Raw genomic sequence first — 16,024 nt, forward strand, 5'->3', positions numbered from 1 at the left:
GCGCTGGGAGGAGACCTACAACAACGTCCGGCCGCACCAGGCGCTCGGTTACCTCACTCCGAACGAGTACCTCGCTCAATGGCAGGCGGCTCAGCGATGAATTTGGAGGCTGGTGTAGTCGGATCTACTGGACCAGTACAACCGGTTGACGGGCCGGCCGTCCCATGCTAGGATAGCCGGGTGCTTCATCACTCTAGCGCTTTATCGAGGTAAAGTACGCATGCCGCGCGACCCGCGCGAACGCTGGCAACTGATTCCGTCCGGCACCCGCGACTGGCTGCCGCAGCAGGCGGCGCGCCTTAGGGCGGCGACCGCCGGCGTGCTCGCGGAGGCGGCGCGCTGGGGCTACCGCGAGGTCGTCACGCCGACGATCGAGTACCTCGACGTGCTGGTGCGCGGCGAGGGCGCCGACGCCGCGGACCGGCTGTTCAAACTCGTGGACCGGGGCGGCGAGCTGCTCGCGCTGCGGCCGGAGATGACGACGCCGGTGGCGCGGCTCGTCGCGACCCGCCTGCGGGAAGAGCCGGTGCCGCTGCGCGTGGCCTACGCCGGATGGGTCTTCCGCGGACGCGAGGCCGGCTCGGCGCGCCTCAGGGAGTTTCCGCAGGCCGGATGCGAGTTGATCGGGGCGCAGAACGTGGACGCCGACGCGGAGATCGTGGCCCTCGCCGTAGGCGCCCTGCGCGCCGCGGGGGCGCCGGGCTTCTCGGTGAGCCTCGGGCATGTCGGGTTCCTGCAGGGCGTCCTCGCGGGCCTCGACCTTTCCGAGGAGGACGCTGTCGGCGTGCGCGCGCTCCTCTACCAAAAGGACTTCGTCGGCCTGCGGGATCTGCTCGAGCGCCACCGCGCCCCGGCGGATCGTCTCGACGCGCTCATGGCGCTGCCGGCCCTCCGCGGCGCGGGCGCGCTCGAAGAGGCGCGGCGGCTCGTGCACACGCGGGAAGGCCGGGAGGTCGTCCGCGACCTCGAGCGCCTCGGGGAGGCGCTCGAGGCGCACGGGGTCGACGACGCGGTGACCATCGACCTGAGCATCATTCGTGATTTCGACTACTATACCGGCATCGTCTTCGAAGGGCACACCGCGACCCTGGGCGCCCCGCTGCTGGGCGGCGGCAGGTACGATCGCCTGCTCGAACGCTTCGGCATGCCGCTGCCGGCGACGGGATTCGCGATCCGCATCGAGCGCGTGCTGGCCGCGGAGATCGCCGGCGCGCCGGACGGCGCGGCGCAGGCATGGGTGCCGGACGCGGTGGTGGCGGCGGACGCGGGCTGCGGCGCCGAGGCTGCGGCGTGCGCCCGGGCGCTGCGGGCCGGCGGACTCGCGGTCGCGCTGGAAGTGCTCGGCCGGCCGTGGGAGCAGGTCGCGGCCGACGCCGCGCAGCGGGGGGTCGCGCGTGCGATCCTCGTCGGCCGGGGAACGGCCCGGGTCCGGGAGGGCGCCGCGCCCGAGCGGACGGTGCCGGTCGCCGACGTGATGGGCGGCCGCGGCGCGGCCGCACGCGGCGGCGCATCGTGACGCCTCGGCCTGAACGAAAAGCGCTCGTGACCGTCGCGGTGCCGTCCGGCCGTCTGCTGGACGGCGCGATGCGGATCCTCGACGCGGCCGGCTACCTCGACGGCGACGCGTGGCGCGAGAGCCGCCGGTTGATCGTAGAGGGCGCCGAGCCCGGGATGCGGTGCCTGATCGCCAAGCCGGTCGATCTGCTGACCTATGTCGAGCACGGCGCCGCCGATCTCGGGATCGCCGGGAAGGATGTGCTGCTCGAGCAGGGCCGCGACGTCTACGAACTGGTCGACCTCGGCTTCGGGGCGTGCCGCGGCGTGCTCGCCTTCCCGGGACGGCTCGCGGCGACGTGGGAGCGCCTCACGCCGCTGCGCATCGCGACCAAGTATCCGCACGTCACGGAGCGGCACTTTTGGGGACAGGGCCGGCCGGTTGAGATCATCCCGATGAACGGCACCGTCGAACTGGCGCCGCTCGTCGGTCTGGCCGACGGGATCATGGATCTCGTGATGAGCGGGCGCACGCTGCGTGAGAACGGACTCGTGGAGGTCGCGGAATTGTTCCAGTCTACGGCGCGCCTCGTGGTGAACCGGATCAGCCTGCGCAGCCGCGCCGACGCGGTTGCCGCGGTGATCGATCGCGTGCGCGCCGCGGTCGCGCCCCCGGCATCCGCCGGGGGCGTCACGCCGCCCGCCTGAACGGAGGGAGAATCGTGGACGTCGTCCGGCTGGCCGAGGCATCCCCCGAGCGTCTGCAGCGGATTCTGCGCCGCTCGAGCGCGGAGATTTTCGACCCCGCGCGCGTCGCGCACGTCGGCGCGATCATCGACGATGTCGAGCGGCGCGGCGACGCCGCGATCGTCGACTACACCGCGCAGTACGATGGCGTGACGCTCGCGCCGGAGCGCCTGATGGTGGCCCGCGACGAGGTGCGCCGGGCGCACGAGGCGATCGACGACGGGCTGCGCAGCGCGCTCAGCGCGTCGATCGAGCGTACGCGGCGCTACAACGAGCGCCTGCGGCCGCCGGGGCTCACGCTCGATGAGCTCGAGCCGGGGATCACCACCGGCGTGAAGTGGTCGGCGGTCGACGGCGCCGGCGTCTACGTCCCGAGCGGGAAGGGAACGTTTCCATCGACGCTTGTGACGCTCGTGACCCCGGCGGTCGTCGCCGGCGTCGAGGAGATCGCGGTCGTCGTTCCGCCCCGCGCGGACGGGACCGTCGATCCGGCGATCCTCGTCGCCGCGGATCTGTTGGGTGTGCCGCAGGTCTTCCGCTGCAACGGCGTCGCCGGGATCGCGGGGCTTGCGTTCGGCACCGCGACGCTGCCGCGCGTGCGGCTGCTCGGCGGCCCCGGCAACCCCTACGTGACCGCGGCGCAGATCGCCGTCCAGTCTCGGGGCGTGCGTCTCCTGTCGGTGCTCGGGCCGACCGAGTCGATGATCCTCGCCGACGAGAGCGCGGATACGGACCGCCTGGCGCTCGACCTCCTCAACGAGGCGGAGCACGGGACGGACTCCGCGGCGCTGCTCGTCACCCCGTCGGCGGCGGTGATCGACGACGTGCAGGAGCGCCTGCCCCGGTACCTCGCGCAGCTGCCGGAGCGCCGCCGCGGATTCGCGGAGGCGGCGACGCGCGATTACGGCGGTGCGATCCTCGCCCGGTCGATGGAGGAGGCCCTCGCGTTCGTCAACCTCTACGCGCCCGAACACCTGCAGATCGCGACCCGCGATCCGCTCGGGACGCTCGGCCGGGTCCGGCATGCCGGCGAGGTGCTGCTCGGTCAGGACACGCCGTTCTCAGCCGGCAACTACGCGATCGGCGTGCCCGCCGCGCTGCCGACGTCGGGATTTGCCCGGGTCGCCTCGGGAGTGACGGTGATGAGTTACCTCAAGGCGACGTCCGTGGCCGGGCTCGACGAGCGCGGGCTGGCCGCGGTGCGGCCGGTCGTCGAGCGCCTCGGCCGGTACGAAGACTTCCCCGCGCACGTCCTGGCCGTCACAGCGCGGGGGGTCGACGCGTGACCCGCGTGGGCCGCGCGTCGCGCGCGACGGGGGAGACGAAGCTCGAGGTCCGCCTGGACCTCGACGGGACCGGCCGCGCGGAGATCGCGACCGGCGTGCCGTTCCTCGACCACATGCTCGAGCAGATCGCGCGGCACGGCCGGTTTGACCTGTCGCTCGCGGCGTCGGGGGACCTCGAGATCGACGCGCATCACACCGTCGAGGACGTGGGCATCGCGCTCGGCCGGGCGTTCAAGGACGCGGTCGGGGCCGGCGCCGGGATCTTCCGGTACGCCTCCGCGCACGCGCCGCTCGACGAGGCGCTCGTGCTCGCCGTGGTCGACGTCAGCGGCCGGCCGTACCTGCATTACGCGGTGCCCGTGACACGCCAGCGCCTCGGCGCCTACGACACGGACCTCACCGAGGAATTCTTCCGCGCGTTCGCGATGAACGCCGGGATCACCCTGCACGTGATCCTGCTGCACGGCCGGAACGGCCATCACATCATCGAGGCCGCCTTCAAGGCGCTGGCGCTCGCGCTCGACCGCGCGACGCAGCACGATCCTCGCGTCGAGGGCGTGCCGTCGACGAAGGGCATCCTCGAGTGATCGCGGTCGCGGACTACGGCGCCGGCAACCTGCACAGCATCGGCATGGGCCTGCGCCGGCGGGGGCTCGACGTGCGGGTGACCGACGACCCGCGCGTGCTGGACACGGCAGCGGCCCTGGTCGTTCCCGGCGACGGTGCGTTCGGACCGGCGATGGCGCGCCTGCGGGAGTCGGGATTCGCCGAGCGGATCATCGCCTACGTGCGGTCCGGCCGGCCGTTTCTCGGCGTCTGCCTCGGGATGCAGCTGCTGTTCGACGAGAGCGTGGAAGGCGGATCGAACCGCGGCCTCGGCGTGCTGCCGGGCCGTGTCGTGCGCCTGCCGGAGACCGTGAAGATCCCCCACATGGGCTGGAACCAGCTGCGGATCGACCGGCCCTCGCCGCTGCTCGAGGGCGTGCCGTCCGGCGCCTACGTGTACTTCGTGCACTCCTATTACTGCGCGCCGTCGGATCCCGCGCTCGTCGCGGCGACGGCGTCCTACGGCGCCGACATCGCGGCCGTCGCGGGCCGCGGCAATGTCTGGGCGACGCAGTTTCACCCCGAGAAATCCGGGGAGATCGGCGAACGGATCCTCAACAACTTCGCGCGGTGGGCCGCCGGTGTTGGTGCTGCCGGCGGTTGACATCCGCGGCGGGCGCGCCGTGCGTCTGATCCAGGGCGAGCGGCACCGCGAGCGCGTGTACGACGACGATCCGGTGGCGGCGGCGCGGCGCTGGACGGCGGCGGGCGCGACGTGGCTGCACGTCGTGGATCTCGACGGCGCCTTCGGCGGCCGGCCCGGCAACTCGGACGCGGTCGGCCGGATCCTCGCGGCCGCCGGCGTGCCGGTGCAGGTGGGCGGCGGCGTGCGCGATCTCGAGACGATCGAGCGCCTGCTCGACGCCGGCGCGGCCCGCGTGATTCTCGGCACCGCCGCGGTGAGCGCGCCGGATCTGCTGCGCGCCGCGTGCGCGCGGTTCGGAGAGCGCATCGCCGCGGCCGTCGACGCCCGCGACGGCCGCGTGGTCACGGAGGGATGGACGGCGGAGACCGCGCTGACCGCGCTCGAGGCGGCCGTCCGGGTGGTCGAGGCGGGCGTGCGGAGGATCGTCTACACCGACACGCGCCGCGACGGCATGCTCGGGGGGCCGGATCTCGCGCCGCTCGGGGACTTGCTCGCCGCGGCGGGCGTCCCCGTGATCGTGGCCGGTGGGGTGTCGTCGGCCGACGACGTGCGGCGTCTCCGGCGGCTCGAGCCGGCGGGACTCGAAGGGGCGATCGTCGGCCGCGCCCTCTACGAAGGCGGCGTGCGGCTGGAGGACCTGCTTGCGGCGGCGGCCGTCGGTCCGGAGGGCACCTGATGCTGGCCCGGCGCGTCGTCGCCTGCCTCGACGTGAAGGACGGCCGCGTGGTGAAGGGCACGCGCTTCGTCAACCTGCGCGACGCCGGCGACCCCGTCGAGCTGGCCGCCGTCTACGACCGCGAAGGTGCCGACGAGGTCGTCTTCCTCGACATCACGGCGAGCCACGAGGGCCGCGGCATCATGGAAGACGTCGTCCGGCGGACCGCGGAGGTGTTGACGATTCCGTTCACCGTCGGGGGCGGGCTCTCCACGGCGGACGATCTCCGCCGCATGCTGCGCGCCGGCGCGGACAAGGTCGGGGTGAACACCGCCGCGGTGCGGCGTCCCGATCTGATCCGCGAAGGCGCCGAACAGTTCGGCAGCCAGTGCATCGTGGTCGCGATCGACGCGAAGCGCACGGCGGCCGGACCGGCGGGCGCCGTCAGGTGGGAGGTCTTCACGCACGGCGGCCGTCGGCCGGCGGGCGTGGACGCGGTGGAATGGGCGCAGCGCGCCGCCCGGCTCGGCGCCGGTGAGATTTTGTTGACGAGCATGGACCAGGACGGCCGCGAGGACGGCTTCGACCTCGAACTGGTCCGGGCGGTGACGCGCGCCGTCCGGATTCCGGTGATCGCCTCCGGCGGCGCCGGCGTGCCCCGCCACTTCGTCGAAGCGGTTGCGGTCGCCGACGCGGACGCGGTCCTGGCCGCGTCGGTGTTTCACTATCGCACCTACAGCATCACGGCGGTGAAGGCCGCCATGGCGGCCGCGGGCATTCCCGTCCGGCCGGCGTCAACTTCAGGGCGGCCGGACGCGGATCGGCCGGCGGGCGGGGAGTCCAGCGGATGAGCGATGCCGATACGATCAGGTACGACGCCGCCGGGCTGGTGACGGTGGTGGCGCAGGACGCCGGCACCGGCGAGGTGCTGATGGTGGCGCACATGACGCGCGAAGCGCTCGAGCGCACGCTCGCCACCGGCCAGGCCTGGTATTGGAGCCGCAGCCGCCGGCAGTTGTGGCGGAAGGGCGAGACCTCGGGCCACACGCAGCGCGTCCTGGAAGTACGAGGGGACTGCGACGGAGACGCTATTCTATTGAAGGTTGAGCAAACCGGCGCGGCCTGCCACACCGGCCATCGGTCGTGTTTCTATAGAAACGTGGCGCCGGACGGGCGGCTCGTGGAGGAGGGCGGCGCGCAGGCCCAGGCCGCGCGGCCGGCCGGCCCGGAGATTCTGACGGAACTCGCCGCCGTCCTCGCCGAGCGCCGCCGGGCGCCCGCGGCCGGGTCCTACACAGCCGGGCTGTTCGCGGAAGGCCTGGCGCGCCTGAATGAGAAAGTCATGGAAGAGGCCGCCGAGGTGACGCGGGCCGCCCGCAAGGAGACCCCCGGCCGGCTCGTGGAAGAAGCCGCCGATCTCTGGTTCCACTCGCTCGCTCTGCTCGTGTACCAGGGCATCAGTCCATCGGAAGTCTTCGCGGAACTGGCCCGGCGGAGGCGCTGAGAAACGGAGCGCGGGTGCGCTACGCGGTCTTCTCCGATGTCCATGCCAACATCGAGGCGCTGGAGGCGGTGCTCGCGGACGCGGCCCGCCGCTCGCCGGACGCCTATCTTTGTCTCGGCGACGTGGTCGGCTACGGCCCCGATCCCAACGCCTGCGTCGACCGGGTTCGCCGCCTCGGGGCGGCCGCCATTGCCGGCAACCACGACCGCGGCGCGGTCGGCGGCCTCGACCCCGCCGCGTTCTCACCGCTCGCGCGCGCGGCCATCGAATGGACCGCGCGTGAGCTGACCGAGGAGAACCGCGCGTTCCTCGCCGCGCTGCCCGATCGATTCGAGACACCGGCGTTTGTCGCCGTGCACGGCAGCCCCCGCGAGCCCGTGGAGGAGTACATTCTCGATCTGCCGACCGCGCTTGCGGTGTTCGCCGAGACCGACTTCCGCGTGTGCCTGGTCGGGCATACGCACCTTCCGGTTGTGTTCGTGCGCGGCAAAGACGGCCACATCAGGGCGCAGGATCTCCGGGCGGACGATGTGGTGCGGCTATCCGGTACCTCCCGCTACATCATTAACGGCGGCAGCGTCGGACAGCCGCGCGACGGCGACCCCCGCGCAGCCTATCTCATCTTCGACGACGGGGTCCCGGGTGTCACGCTGCATCGCGTCGACTATCCGATCGCGGCGACGCAGGCCAAGATGACCGCGCGCGGATTGCCGCCGCTGCTGTCGCGCCGCCTCGCCGCGGGGACGTAGACAGCGGAGGGAGCACTTTCCGGACCGCCGAAGCGGAACGCGGGGCGGATTCCCGAGCGGAGGGATACGTGTGAGCCAGCCGGCACGGCGCATGACGATCGACGACCTGACGGCTATTCCGGTGCTCGACGATCCGCGGCTGTCGCCGGACGGCGCGCAGGTGGCGTTCACGGTGATGCGCGCGGACCGCGACGCGAACACCTACCGGATCAGCGTATGGCTCGTCCCGGCCGCGGGCGGCGCGCCGCGCCAGCTGACCACAGCGCCGGCCAAGGACACCGCGCCGCGCTGGTCGCCGGACGGGACGCGCCTGGTGTTCCTGTCCGATCGCGGCGGCGACAAGCAGGTGTGGGTCATTCCGGTCGGCGGCGGCGAGGCGCGCGCCCTCACCGCGGGCAAGCTGTCGCCGGCCGACCCGGTCTGGTCGCCCGACGGGCGGTGGATCGCCTTCGTCGGGAAGCCGGAGCCGGCCCGCCCGCGAGGTGGCGCCTCCGAGCCCGGCGACTCCGATGTCAAGGTCATCGCGCGGCTTCGCTACAAGCAGGACGGCGAGGGCTTCTGGGACGGCCGCTGGAAACAGATCTTCGTCGTCTCCGCCGACGGCGGGCCCGCCCGGCAGGTCACCGGCGGGGAGTACGATCACCTCACCCCCGCGTGGTCGCCCGACGGCGCGCTGCTGGCCTACGCCGGCAACGCCTCGCCCGACGCCGATCTCAGCAACACGAGCGATATCTGGGTCGTCCCCATCGACGGCGGGTCGCCGCGCCCGCTCACCAAGAGCGCCGGCCCCGCCTCGGCCCCGGCCTGGTCCCCCGACGGCCGCACGATCGCCTATGTCGGTCACGACGACGCGTGTTGGGGCGCGACGAACTGGGGCGTGTGGACGGTGCCCGCCGCCGGGGGGGAGCCGGTCTGCCTGACCGCGCAGGAGGACCGCAGCGTGGGGCACCACATTACGACCGATTCGCGGGTCCACCCGGCCTCCGGCGGGCTGACGTGGAGCCGCGACGGCGGCCGTCTTGTGTTCATGGTGGCCGACGGCGGCAGCACGCAGATCGCGTCGATCGCCGCGGCGCCGGCAGCCGATCGTGCGATCCGCCTCGAGACGCGCGGGAACCACGAGCTGATCGGCTGCTCGCTCGACGGCGCCACGAAGCGGGTCGCCTGCGTCGAGAGCGATCCGGCGACGCCGGGCGAGGTCGCGGTCTTCGACCTCGGCGGCGAGATGCGCCGCCTGACCGACCTCACCGGACCCGCGCTGCGGCCGCTCGCGCTCGCGCGGCCCGAGCGGTTCCAATTCGAGAGCGTGGACGGCTGGACGGTGGAAGGGTGGGTGATGCGCCCCACCAATCCGGTCCACGGTCCGAAGGCGCCCTGCGTGCTGGAGATCCACGGGGGGCCGCATGCCGCCTACGGCAACGCGTTCTTCCATGAATTCCAGGTGCTGGCCGCCGAAGGGTACGGCGTCGTCTACCTCAATCCCCGCGGCAGTCAGGGGTACGGACAGCGCTTTACCGCGGCGACGCGGCACGATTGGGGAGGCAAGGATTACGAGGACCTGATGCGCGGGCTCGACCACGTGCTGGCCGCGCATTCCTGGATCGATCCCGAGCGGCTCGGCGTCGCTGGCGGCAGCTACGGCGGCTTCATGACCAACTGGATCGTCGGCCACACCAGGCGGTTCCGGGCCGGCGTCACGATGCGCAGCATCAGCAACGCCTACAGCCAGTGGGGCACGTCCGACCTCGCGTACATGAAGGGGATGTGGGAATATCCGGGCGATCCGTGGGAAGCCCCGCAGTTCTACCTTGAGCGGTCGCCGATCACGTACGTTCGCCAGATGCGGACGCCGCTGCTCATCCTCCACAGCGAGCAGGACCACCGGTGCCCGATCGAGCAGGGCGAGCAGTTGTTTATCGCCCTCAAGAAGCAGGGCGTGCCGACGCTCTTCGTGCGGTTCCCCAACGAGAGCCACGACCTCTCGCGCAACGGCCAGCCGCGTCACCGATTGGAACGGCTCCGCCACATCGTGGCGTGGTTCCGGCGCTACCTCGCGCCGCCGGGAGGCGAGACGCCGGCGCTCCCGGCCGGCGCGCGGCGCGCGGGCGCGGCCGCCGACACGTGACGCGCATCTACACGAAGACGGGAGACGCGGGCGATACCGCCCTGTTTGGGGGCCGGCGTGTCCCGAAGAACGATCCGCGGGTCTGCGCCTACGGGTCGGTCGACGAGTTGAACGCCGTGCTCGGCCTCGCGCGGGCGGCGGGGCCGCCGGACTCGATCGCGCCGGTCGTCGAACAACTTCAGCACTATCTCTTTGACCTCGGCTCGGAGCTGGCGACGCCTCCCGCCGCCGCGGCCGGGACGAGCGCGCACGCCAGCCACGTGACCGCCGCCTGGGTGGACGCGCTCGAGCGTGAGATCGACCGCCGCGAGGACACGCTCCCGCCGCTGCGCGCGTTCATTCTTCCGGGCGGCACCCCCGCCGCCGCGGCATTGCACCTCGCCCGCACCGTCGCCCGCCGCGCCGAGCGTGAGATCGTGGCGCTCGCCGCGCGCGAGCCGGTGAACCCGGAGCTGCTCAAGTTTATGAACCGGTTGTCGGACCTGCTGTTTGTCCTGGCGCGGGCGGCGAACCACGCCGCCGGACGTCCGGACGTGGAGTGGCGGCAGACGCGCTGATTCGGGCGGCGCGGCGTCCCTCCGCGCGGCGTCAGCCCGCTCCGGCTCCCAGGCGGCGCGTGAGCGCGCGGTCGACCTCGTCCATGAAGGCCTCGGTGGTCAGAAACGGCTCCTTCGGCCCGATGAGCACCGCGAGGTCTTTCGTCATCTTCCCGCTCTCGACCGTCTCGACGCACACGCGCTCGAGCGCGAGCGCGAAATCCACCACCGCGGGCGTCTCGTCCATCTTGCCGCGGTACTGCAGCCCGCGGGTCCAGGCGTAGATCGACGCGATCGGATTCGTCGACGTCGGTTTGCCCTGCTGGTGCAGGCGGTAGTGGCGCGTGACGGTGCCGTGCGCGGCCTCCGACTCGACCGCCTTGCCGTCCGGCGAGGCCAGCACCGACGTCATGAGGCCGAGCGACCCGTAGCCCTGCGCCACCGTGTCGGACTGCACGTCGCCGTCGTAATTCTTGCACGCCCAGAGGTACCCGCCGGTCCACTTGAGGCTGGCGGCCACCATGTCGTCGATCAGGCGATGCTCGTATGTGAGTCCCGCGGCGTCGAACTTCGCGCGGAACTCGGCGTCGTAGATCTCCTGGAAGAGATCCTTGAAGCGTCCGTCGTACGCCTTGAGGATCGTGTTCTTGGTGGAGAGGTACACCGGGTATTTGCGGCCGAGGCCGTAGTTGAAGCAGGCGCGGGCGAACCCCCGGATCGAGCTGTCGAGGTTGAACATGCCGAGGACAACGCCCGGGCCGTCGGCCGTGATGATCTCCCGCGAGATCGGCGTCCCGCCGTCCGACGGCGTGTAGCTGACGGTCAGCGTGCCGGGCCCGGGAAACCGGAAGTCCTGCGCCCGGTACTGGTCGCCGAATCCGTGGCGGGCGACCACGACCGGTTTGTCCCAGTGCGGGACGATGCGCGGCACGTTGCGGCAGATGATCGGCTCGCGGAAGATCGTGCCGTCGAGGATGTTGCGGATCGTGCCGTTCGGGCTGCGCCACATCTGCTTCAGGGAAAACTCCTTGACGCGCGCCTCGTCCGGCGTGATCGTGGCGCACTTCACGCCGACGCCGTGCTCGCGGACGGCGTGCGCGGCCTCGACCGTGATCCGGTCGTCGGTCTCGTCGCGCCGCTGGATCGAGAGGTCGTAGTACTTGAGGTCGACGTCGAGGTACGGCAGGATGAGCCGCTCGCGGATCCAGTGCCATATGATCCGCGTCATCTCGTCGCCGTCCATCTCGACGATGGGTCGCTTCACCTTGATTTTCGCCATCCGGGCTCCTTTCGGCCTGCCGCGACGCGCCGGGCGCCGTCTACCTTCGTTCGCCGCCGCGCGGCAGCGGCGCCGCCGGTGCGGCCGGCCCGCGGTACGGCAGCGGCACGTACTGTACGGACGGCCGCCGGTTCCCGGCCTGCGGATACAGTTCCATCAGGTCATAGACGGCGCGCGGCATCTCGGTGGAGACGGTGAAGCCGAGCGTTCTCGCTTCGTCGACCGTGATCGGGTAGTCGTGCGTCCACTGCCCGGTGGCGAGCTGGTCCGCCAGCGCGTTGGCCTGCTCGGCCGGGATGCGGCGGCCCGCGAGCTCGACGACCGCGGCGTGGACCTGGCGCAGCGCTTTCTTCGCGACGTCGGCGAGAATCAGCGTGTCGTCGTCCACCCGCTCGATCGGCTTGCGCGCCACGACGTCGACGATGGAAGCGGCGGGGTACTGGCCCAACTGCGGGTCGACGGGGCCCAGCACGGCGTGCGCGTCCATGACGATCTCGTCGGCCGCGAGCGCGATCAGCGTGCCGCCGGACATCGCGTAGTGCGGTACGAACACGGTGACGCGGCCGCCGTGGCTCTTCAGCGCCCGGGCGATCTGCTCGGCCGCGAGCACGAGGCCGCCCGGGGTGTGGAGGATCATGTCGATCGGCAGATCGGGCGGCGTGAGGCGGATCGCGCGCAGCAGGTCCTCGGAGTCCTGGATGTCGATGTAGCGCGCGAGCGGGATGCCGAGCAGGCTGATCGTCTCCTGGCGGTGGATCAGCGCGATCGCGCGGGTGCCGCGCGCGCGCTCGAGCGCCTGCAGCGCGCGCAGGCGCGCCATCTGCTGCCACTGGCGCAGCAGGATCGGCTGAATGAACGAGATGAGAACGAAAATCCAGAGGATGTTGCTGACGTTCAACGCCGGCCTCCGCGGGGACGTCGCGACGCGCCGAGCAGCGCCCGCGCGTATACTATGCCGCGGGGAAGGAAACCCCTTCGTATGACCCGAAATCCGAAGACAGCGTACTTGGATCGCCCAGTCGACCAACCCGGAAGGTTCCCATGAGCGATCAGGCGGTGCACGGTTCGTCTGCTCCTGTGATCCCCTGGTGGCTGCAGCCCGCCGCCACGGTCGCGGTGCTGACGGCGTTCGGCATCTACTCGATCTGGGTGGCGCTGCAGGGCCACGGCTACGTGGCGCCCTACCTGTCGCCATTCTATTCCCCGCCGGTCAAGATCAGCGGCATTCCGATCTCGCCGGCGTTCTGGGTGCTGTGGGCGCCGCTCGGCTTTCGCGCCACGTGCTATTACTACCGCAAAGCCTACTACCGCTCGTACTTCCTCGATCCGGTGTCGTGCATGGTCCCGGAGCGCCGCGGCGGCTACACCGGCGAGACGCGGTTCCCGTTCATCCTCAGCAACTTCCACCGGTACTTCCTGTACGTGGCGATCATCGTGCTGATCTTCCTCTGGAAGGACGCGATCGACACGTTCTTTCCGAACGGCGGCTTCGCGGTTCATTTCGGCTCGCTGCTGTTCCTCGCGAACGTGATTCTATTGTCCGGCTATACCTTCGGCTGCCACGCGTTCCGCCATCTCGTCGGCGGCAATCTCGACTGCTTCTCGTGCGCGCGGGGCGGACTGCTGCGCGCGCGCCTGCGGTCGGGCGTGAGCCGGCTGACGGCCTATCACGCCGCGTGGGCGTGGATGAGTCTGTTCTCGGTCGGCCTCGCCGACGTGTTCGTCAGACTGCTGGGCGCCGGGGTGATCACCGACCCGCGGCTCTTTTGATCGGCGCACGGGCGGGAACGGTGAGAGGGAGACGGTCTCGTGGCTGACTGGTACGACTCGCACGAATACGACGTCGTGATCGTCGGCGCGGGCGGCGCCGGACTGCGCGCGGCGATCGCCGCGGCCGAGGGCGGGGCCTCCGTCGGGCTCGTCTGCAAGTCCCTGCTCGGCAAGGCGCACACCGTGATGGCCGAGGGCGGCATCGCCGCGGCGCTCGGCAACCTGGACCCCGCGGACAACTGGGAAGTGCACTTCGCCGACACCATGCGCGGCGGCCAGATGATCAACGACTACCGCATGGTGGAGATCTTCGCCCGCGAGGCGCCCGACCGGGTCTACGAGTTGGAGCACTGGGGCGGCCTGTTCGACCGGACGCCGGACGGCCGTATTCTGCAACGGCCGTTCGGCGCGCATACCTACCGGCGGCTGTGCCACGTCGGCGACCGCACCGGCCTCGAGATGATCCGCACGCTTCAGGAAAAGGCGATCCACTGCGGCATCGACGTGCACATGGAAGTGACGCTCACCCGCCTGCTGAAAGACGGGGACCGGATCGCGGGCGCGTTTGGGTACGTGCGCGAGACCGGCCGGTTCGTCGTCTTTCGTGCCAAGGCGGTCGTGCTCGCCACCGGCGGCTGGGGCAAGCTGTACAAGGTGACCAGCAACTCGTGGGAGTCCACGGGCGACGGCTGCGCGATGGCGTACGAGGCCGGCGCGGAGCTCATGGACATGGAGATGGTCCAGTTCCATCCGACCGGCATGGTCTGGCCGCCCGGCGTCCGCGGCATTCTCGTCACCGAGGCCGTCCGGGGCGAGGGCGGGATCCTCCGCAACTCCGAGGGCGAGCGCTTCATGGAGCGCTACGACCCCGTGAAGAAGGACCTCAGCAGCCGCGACGTGGTGGCGCGGTCGATTTACAAGGAGGTCCAGGCCGGCCGCGGCACGCCGCACGGCGGCGCCTGGCTCGACATCACGCATCTCGGCGCCGAGAACATCAAGAAGAAGCTCCCGAGCATGTACGATCAGTTCCACAAACTCGCCGACATCGACATCACCAAGGCGCCGATGGAGGTCGCCCCGACGATCCACTACGTCATGGGCGGCGTGCGGGTCGAGCCCGGAACCGGCGTGACGACCGTGCCGGGACTCTTTGCCGCCGGCGAGGTGGAGGCGGGACTCCACGGCGCGAACCGGCTCGGCGGCAACTCGCTGAGCGACCTCATCGTGTTCGGCAAGCGCGCCGGCGAGCACGCCGCGCAGTACGTCAAGGGGGTCACGGGTACGCCGCGCATCGACGACGCGCAGGCGGATGAGGAGCGGCGCCTGCTCCGGCGTCCGTTCGAGAGCGACGGGACGGAGAACCCGTACGGGATTCACGAGAGCCTGCAGGCGATCATGGCGGAACACGCGGGCATCGCGCGCACCGGCGACGGCCTGCGTCAGGGCCTCGAGAAGCTGCTTGCGCTCCAGGAACGGGCGAAGCGCATGCATGCCACGGGATCGATGCTCTTCAACCCGGGCTGGCACGAGTGCCGCGACGTGCTGTTCATGCTCACGCTCGCCGAGGCGATCTTCCGAGCCGCGATCGAGCGCGCGGAGAGCCGTGGCTCCCACTGGCGGCTCGATTTCCCCGATCAGAACCCGGAGTGGGGCCGCAAGAACATCATCATCGCGCAGGAGAACGGCCGCATGGCCGTTCGCACGCGGCCGGTGCCGCAGATGCCGTCCGAACTGGCGCGGCTCGTGCAGGGCCAGACGGTCGTCAAGACGGTGCGTTAATTACATGGGTGCCGGGCCGCGAAGTCGGCCGGCGGTAGGAGCGGGGGCGAGATGGCCGATCAGATCTTCCACGTGTTCCGGGGCGACGCGAACGGCGGCGACCTCAAGGAGTACGCCGTGCCGCCGATGGAGGGCATGGTCGTCCTCGACGCGATCCACTACATCCAGGCGCATCACGACGGGACGCTGGCGTGCCGGTGGAACTGCAAGGCGGCCAAGTGTGGCTCGTGCAGCGCCGAGATCAACGGCAAGCCGCGCCTCATGTGCAAGACCCGCGTCGACGAGTTCCACGGCGCGTCGATCACGGTCCGGCCGATCAAGGTGTTTCCGCTCTTGAAGGATCTCGTCACAAACGTCTCCTGGAACTACCGTGTGAACAAGGAGATCCCGCCCTTCACGCCGGCGCCGGAAGCTCCGGGCGCCCCGCCGTGGCGGATGGCGCCGGTGGACGTGGAGCGGCTCTTCGAGTTCCGGAAGTGCATCGAGTGCTTCCTCTGCCAGGACGTCTGCCACGTGCTGCGCGAGCACAACGGGACCGACCGCTACTACGGGCCGCGGTTCATGGTCCGCATCGCGGCGATGGAGATGCACCCGAAGGACACCCTGAGCCGCGCCGACCTCCTCAAGGGCAAGGGCGGCATCGGCTACTGCAACATCACGAAATGCTGCGAGGACGTCTGTCCGGAAGGCATCCACATCACGGACAACGCGATCATCCCGCTGAAGGAGCGCGTCGCGGACGATCACTTCGATCCGTGGCGCGCGCTGCTCCGCCGCTTCGGCGGCCGGAAGGAACCGCGCGGCACGTAGCGCGCAGGGCGCGGCTCCCGCCGCGCCGTGAAAGGGGA

Annotated in this window: 16 protein-coding genes; 14 read left to right on the forward strand and 2 right to left on the reverse strand. The window is 71.1% G+C overall.

Translation table 11 applies throughout. From position 1 onward, the window contains the following. Positions 1-220 precede the first annotated feature (220 nt). From hisZ to VKT83_02125, 11 genes are all read left to right on the forward strand, one after another. Positions 221-1,516, forward strand: coding sequence for an ATP phosphoribosyltransferase regulatory subunit (gene hisZ / locus VKT83_02075; protein ID HLY21230.1), 1,296 nt, complete (start codon positions 221-223; stop codon positions 1,514-1,516). After that, positions 1,513-2,202, forward strand: a complete 690-nt coding sequence (gene hisG, locus VKT83_02080; GenBank protein HLY21231.1) for an ATP phosphoribosyltransferase — start codon at positions 1,513-1,515, stop codon at positions 2,200-2,202. The genes hisZ and hisG overlap by 4 nt, the downstream gene beginning before the upstream one ends. 14 nt (positions 2,203-2,216) lie before the next feature. Beyond that, on the forward strand, positions 2,217-3,527 hold the full coding sequence (gene hisD, locus VKT83_02085; protein HLY21232.1) for a histidinol dehydrogenase: 1,311 nt from the start codon (positions 2,217-2,219) through the stop codon (positions 3,525-3,527). Next, entirely contained in the window at positions 3,524-4,114 is a 591-nt protein-coding gene (gene hisB / locus VKT83_02090) for an imidazoleglycerol-phosphate dehydratase HisB (protein ID HLY21233.1), read from the forward strand. The genes hisD and hisB overlap by 4 nt, the downstream gene beginning before the upstream one ends. Then, positions 4,111-4,737, forward strand: a complete 627-nt coding sequence (gene hisH, locus VKT83_02095) for an imidazole glycerol phosphate synthase subunit HisH (protein ID HLY21234.1) — start codon at positions 4,111-4,113, stop codon at positions 4,735-4,737. The genes hisB and hisH overlap by 4 nt, the downstream gene beginning before the upstream one ends. Next, the gene (gene hisA, locus VKT83_02100; GenBank protein HLY21235.1) at positions 4,715-5,455 is read left to right on the forward strand and encodes a 1-(5-phosphoribosyl)-5-[(5-phosphoribosylamino)methylideneamino]imidazole-4-carboxamide isomerase; all 741 of its coding nucleotides are present in this window, start codon (positions 4,715-4,717) and stop codon (positions 5,453-5,455) included. The genes hisH and hisA overlap by 23 nt, the downstream gene beginning before the upstream one ends. Continuing rightward, positions 5,452-6,285, forward strand: a complete 834-nt coding sequence (hisF, locus tag VKT83_02105) for an imidazole glycerol phosphate synthase subunit HisF (GenBank protein HLY21236.1) — start codon at positions 5,452-5,454, stop codon at positions 6,283-6,285. The genes hisA and hisF overlap by 4 nt, the downstream gene beginning before the upstream one ends. Beyond that, positions 6,282-6,938, forward strand: coding sequence for a bifunctional phosphoribosyl-AMP cyclohydrolase/phosphoribosyl-ATP diphosphatase HisIE (gene hisIE / locus VKT83_02110; protein HLY21237.1), 657 nt, complete (start codon positions 6,282-6,284; stop codon positions 6,936-6,938). Before hisF ends, hisIE begins: the two co-directional genes overlap by 4 nt. Positions 6,939-6,952: 14 nt before the next feature. Next, a complete protein-coding gene (locus tag VKT83_02115; GenBank protein HLY21238.1) occupies positions 6,953-7,687 on the forward strand; it encodes a metallophosphoesterase family protein in 735 nt (244 codons plus the stop codon). 70 nt (positions 7,688-7,757) lie between these two features. After that, positions 7,758-9,812, forward strand: a complete 2,055-nt coding sequence (locus VKT83_02120; GenBank protein HLY21239.1) for a S9 family peptidase — start codon at positions 7,758-7,760, stop codon at positions 9,810-9,812. After that, positions 9,809-10,369, forward strand: coding sequence for a cob(I)yrinic acid a,c-diamide adenosyltransferase (locus tag VKT83_02125; GenBank protein ID HLY21240.1), 561 nt, complete (start codon positions 9,809-9,811; stop codon positions 10,367-10,369). The genes VKT83_02120 and VKT83_02125 overlap by 4 nt, the downstream gene beginning before the upstream one ends. 31 nt (positions 10,370-10,400) lie before the next feature. On the opposite strand, the gene VKT83_02130 is transcribed toward VKT83_02125, so the two are convergent. Together VKT83_02130 and VKT83_02135 are read right to left on the reverse strand one after the other, a co-directional pair. Beyond that, positions 10,401-11,627 carry an NADP-dependent isocitrate dehydrogenase gene (locus VKT83_02130; GenBank protein ID HLY21241.1) on the reverse strand — a complete coding sequence of 409 codons (1,227 nt, stop codon included), beginning with the start codon at positions 11,625-11,627 and terminating at the stop codon, positions 10,401-10,403. Between the two features lie 40 nt (positions 11,628-11,667). Further along, positions 11,668-12,525, reverse strand: a complete 858-nt coding sequence (locus tag VKT83_02135) for a hypothetical protein (protein HLY21242.1) — start codon at positions 12,523-12,525, stop codon at positions 11,668-11,670. Positions 12,526-12,668: 143 nt separating this feature from the next. Here VKT83_02135 and VKT83_02140 point away from each other — a divergent pair, with 143 nt between their 5' ends. The 3 genes from VKT83_02140 to VKT83_02150 are packed head-to-tail and all read left to right on the forward strand — an operon-like array spanning position 12,669 to position 15,986. Continuing rightward, the gene (locus tag VKT83_02140; protein ID HLY21243.1) at positions 12,669-13,397 is read left to right on the forward strand and encodes a succinate dehydrogenase; all 729 of its coding nucleotides are present in this window, start codon (positions 12,669-12,671) and stop codon (positions 13,395-13,397) included. A gap of 39 nt (positions 13,398-13,436) precedes the next feature. After that, positions 13,437-15,176 carry an FAD-binding protein gene (locus tag VKT83_02145; GenBank protein HLY21244.1) on the forward strand — a complete coding sequence of 580 codons (1,740 nt, stop codon included), beginning with the start codon at positions 13,437-13,439 and terminating at the stop codon, positions 15,174-15,176. Positions 15,177-15,227: 51 nt separating this feature from the next. After that, a complete protein-coding gene (locus VKT83_02150; GenBank protein HLY21245.1) occupies positions 15,228-15,986 on the forward strand; it encodes a succinate dehydrogenase/fumarate reductase iron-sulfur subunit in 759 nt (252 codons plus the stop codon). Positions 15,987-16,024 lie beyond the last annotated feature (38 nt).

It is taken from the genome of bacterium (assembly GCA_035308905.1).
In the GTDB taxonomy this organism is placed as follows: Bacteria; Sysuimicrobiota; Sysuimicrobiia; order Sysuimicrobiales; family Segetimicrobiaceae; genus DASSJF01.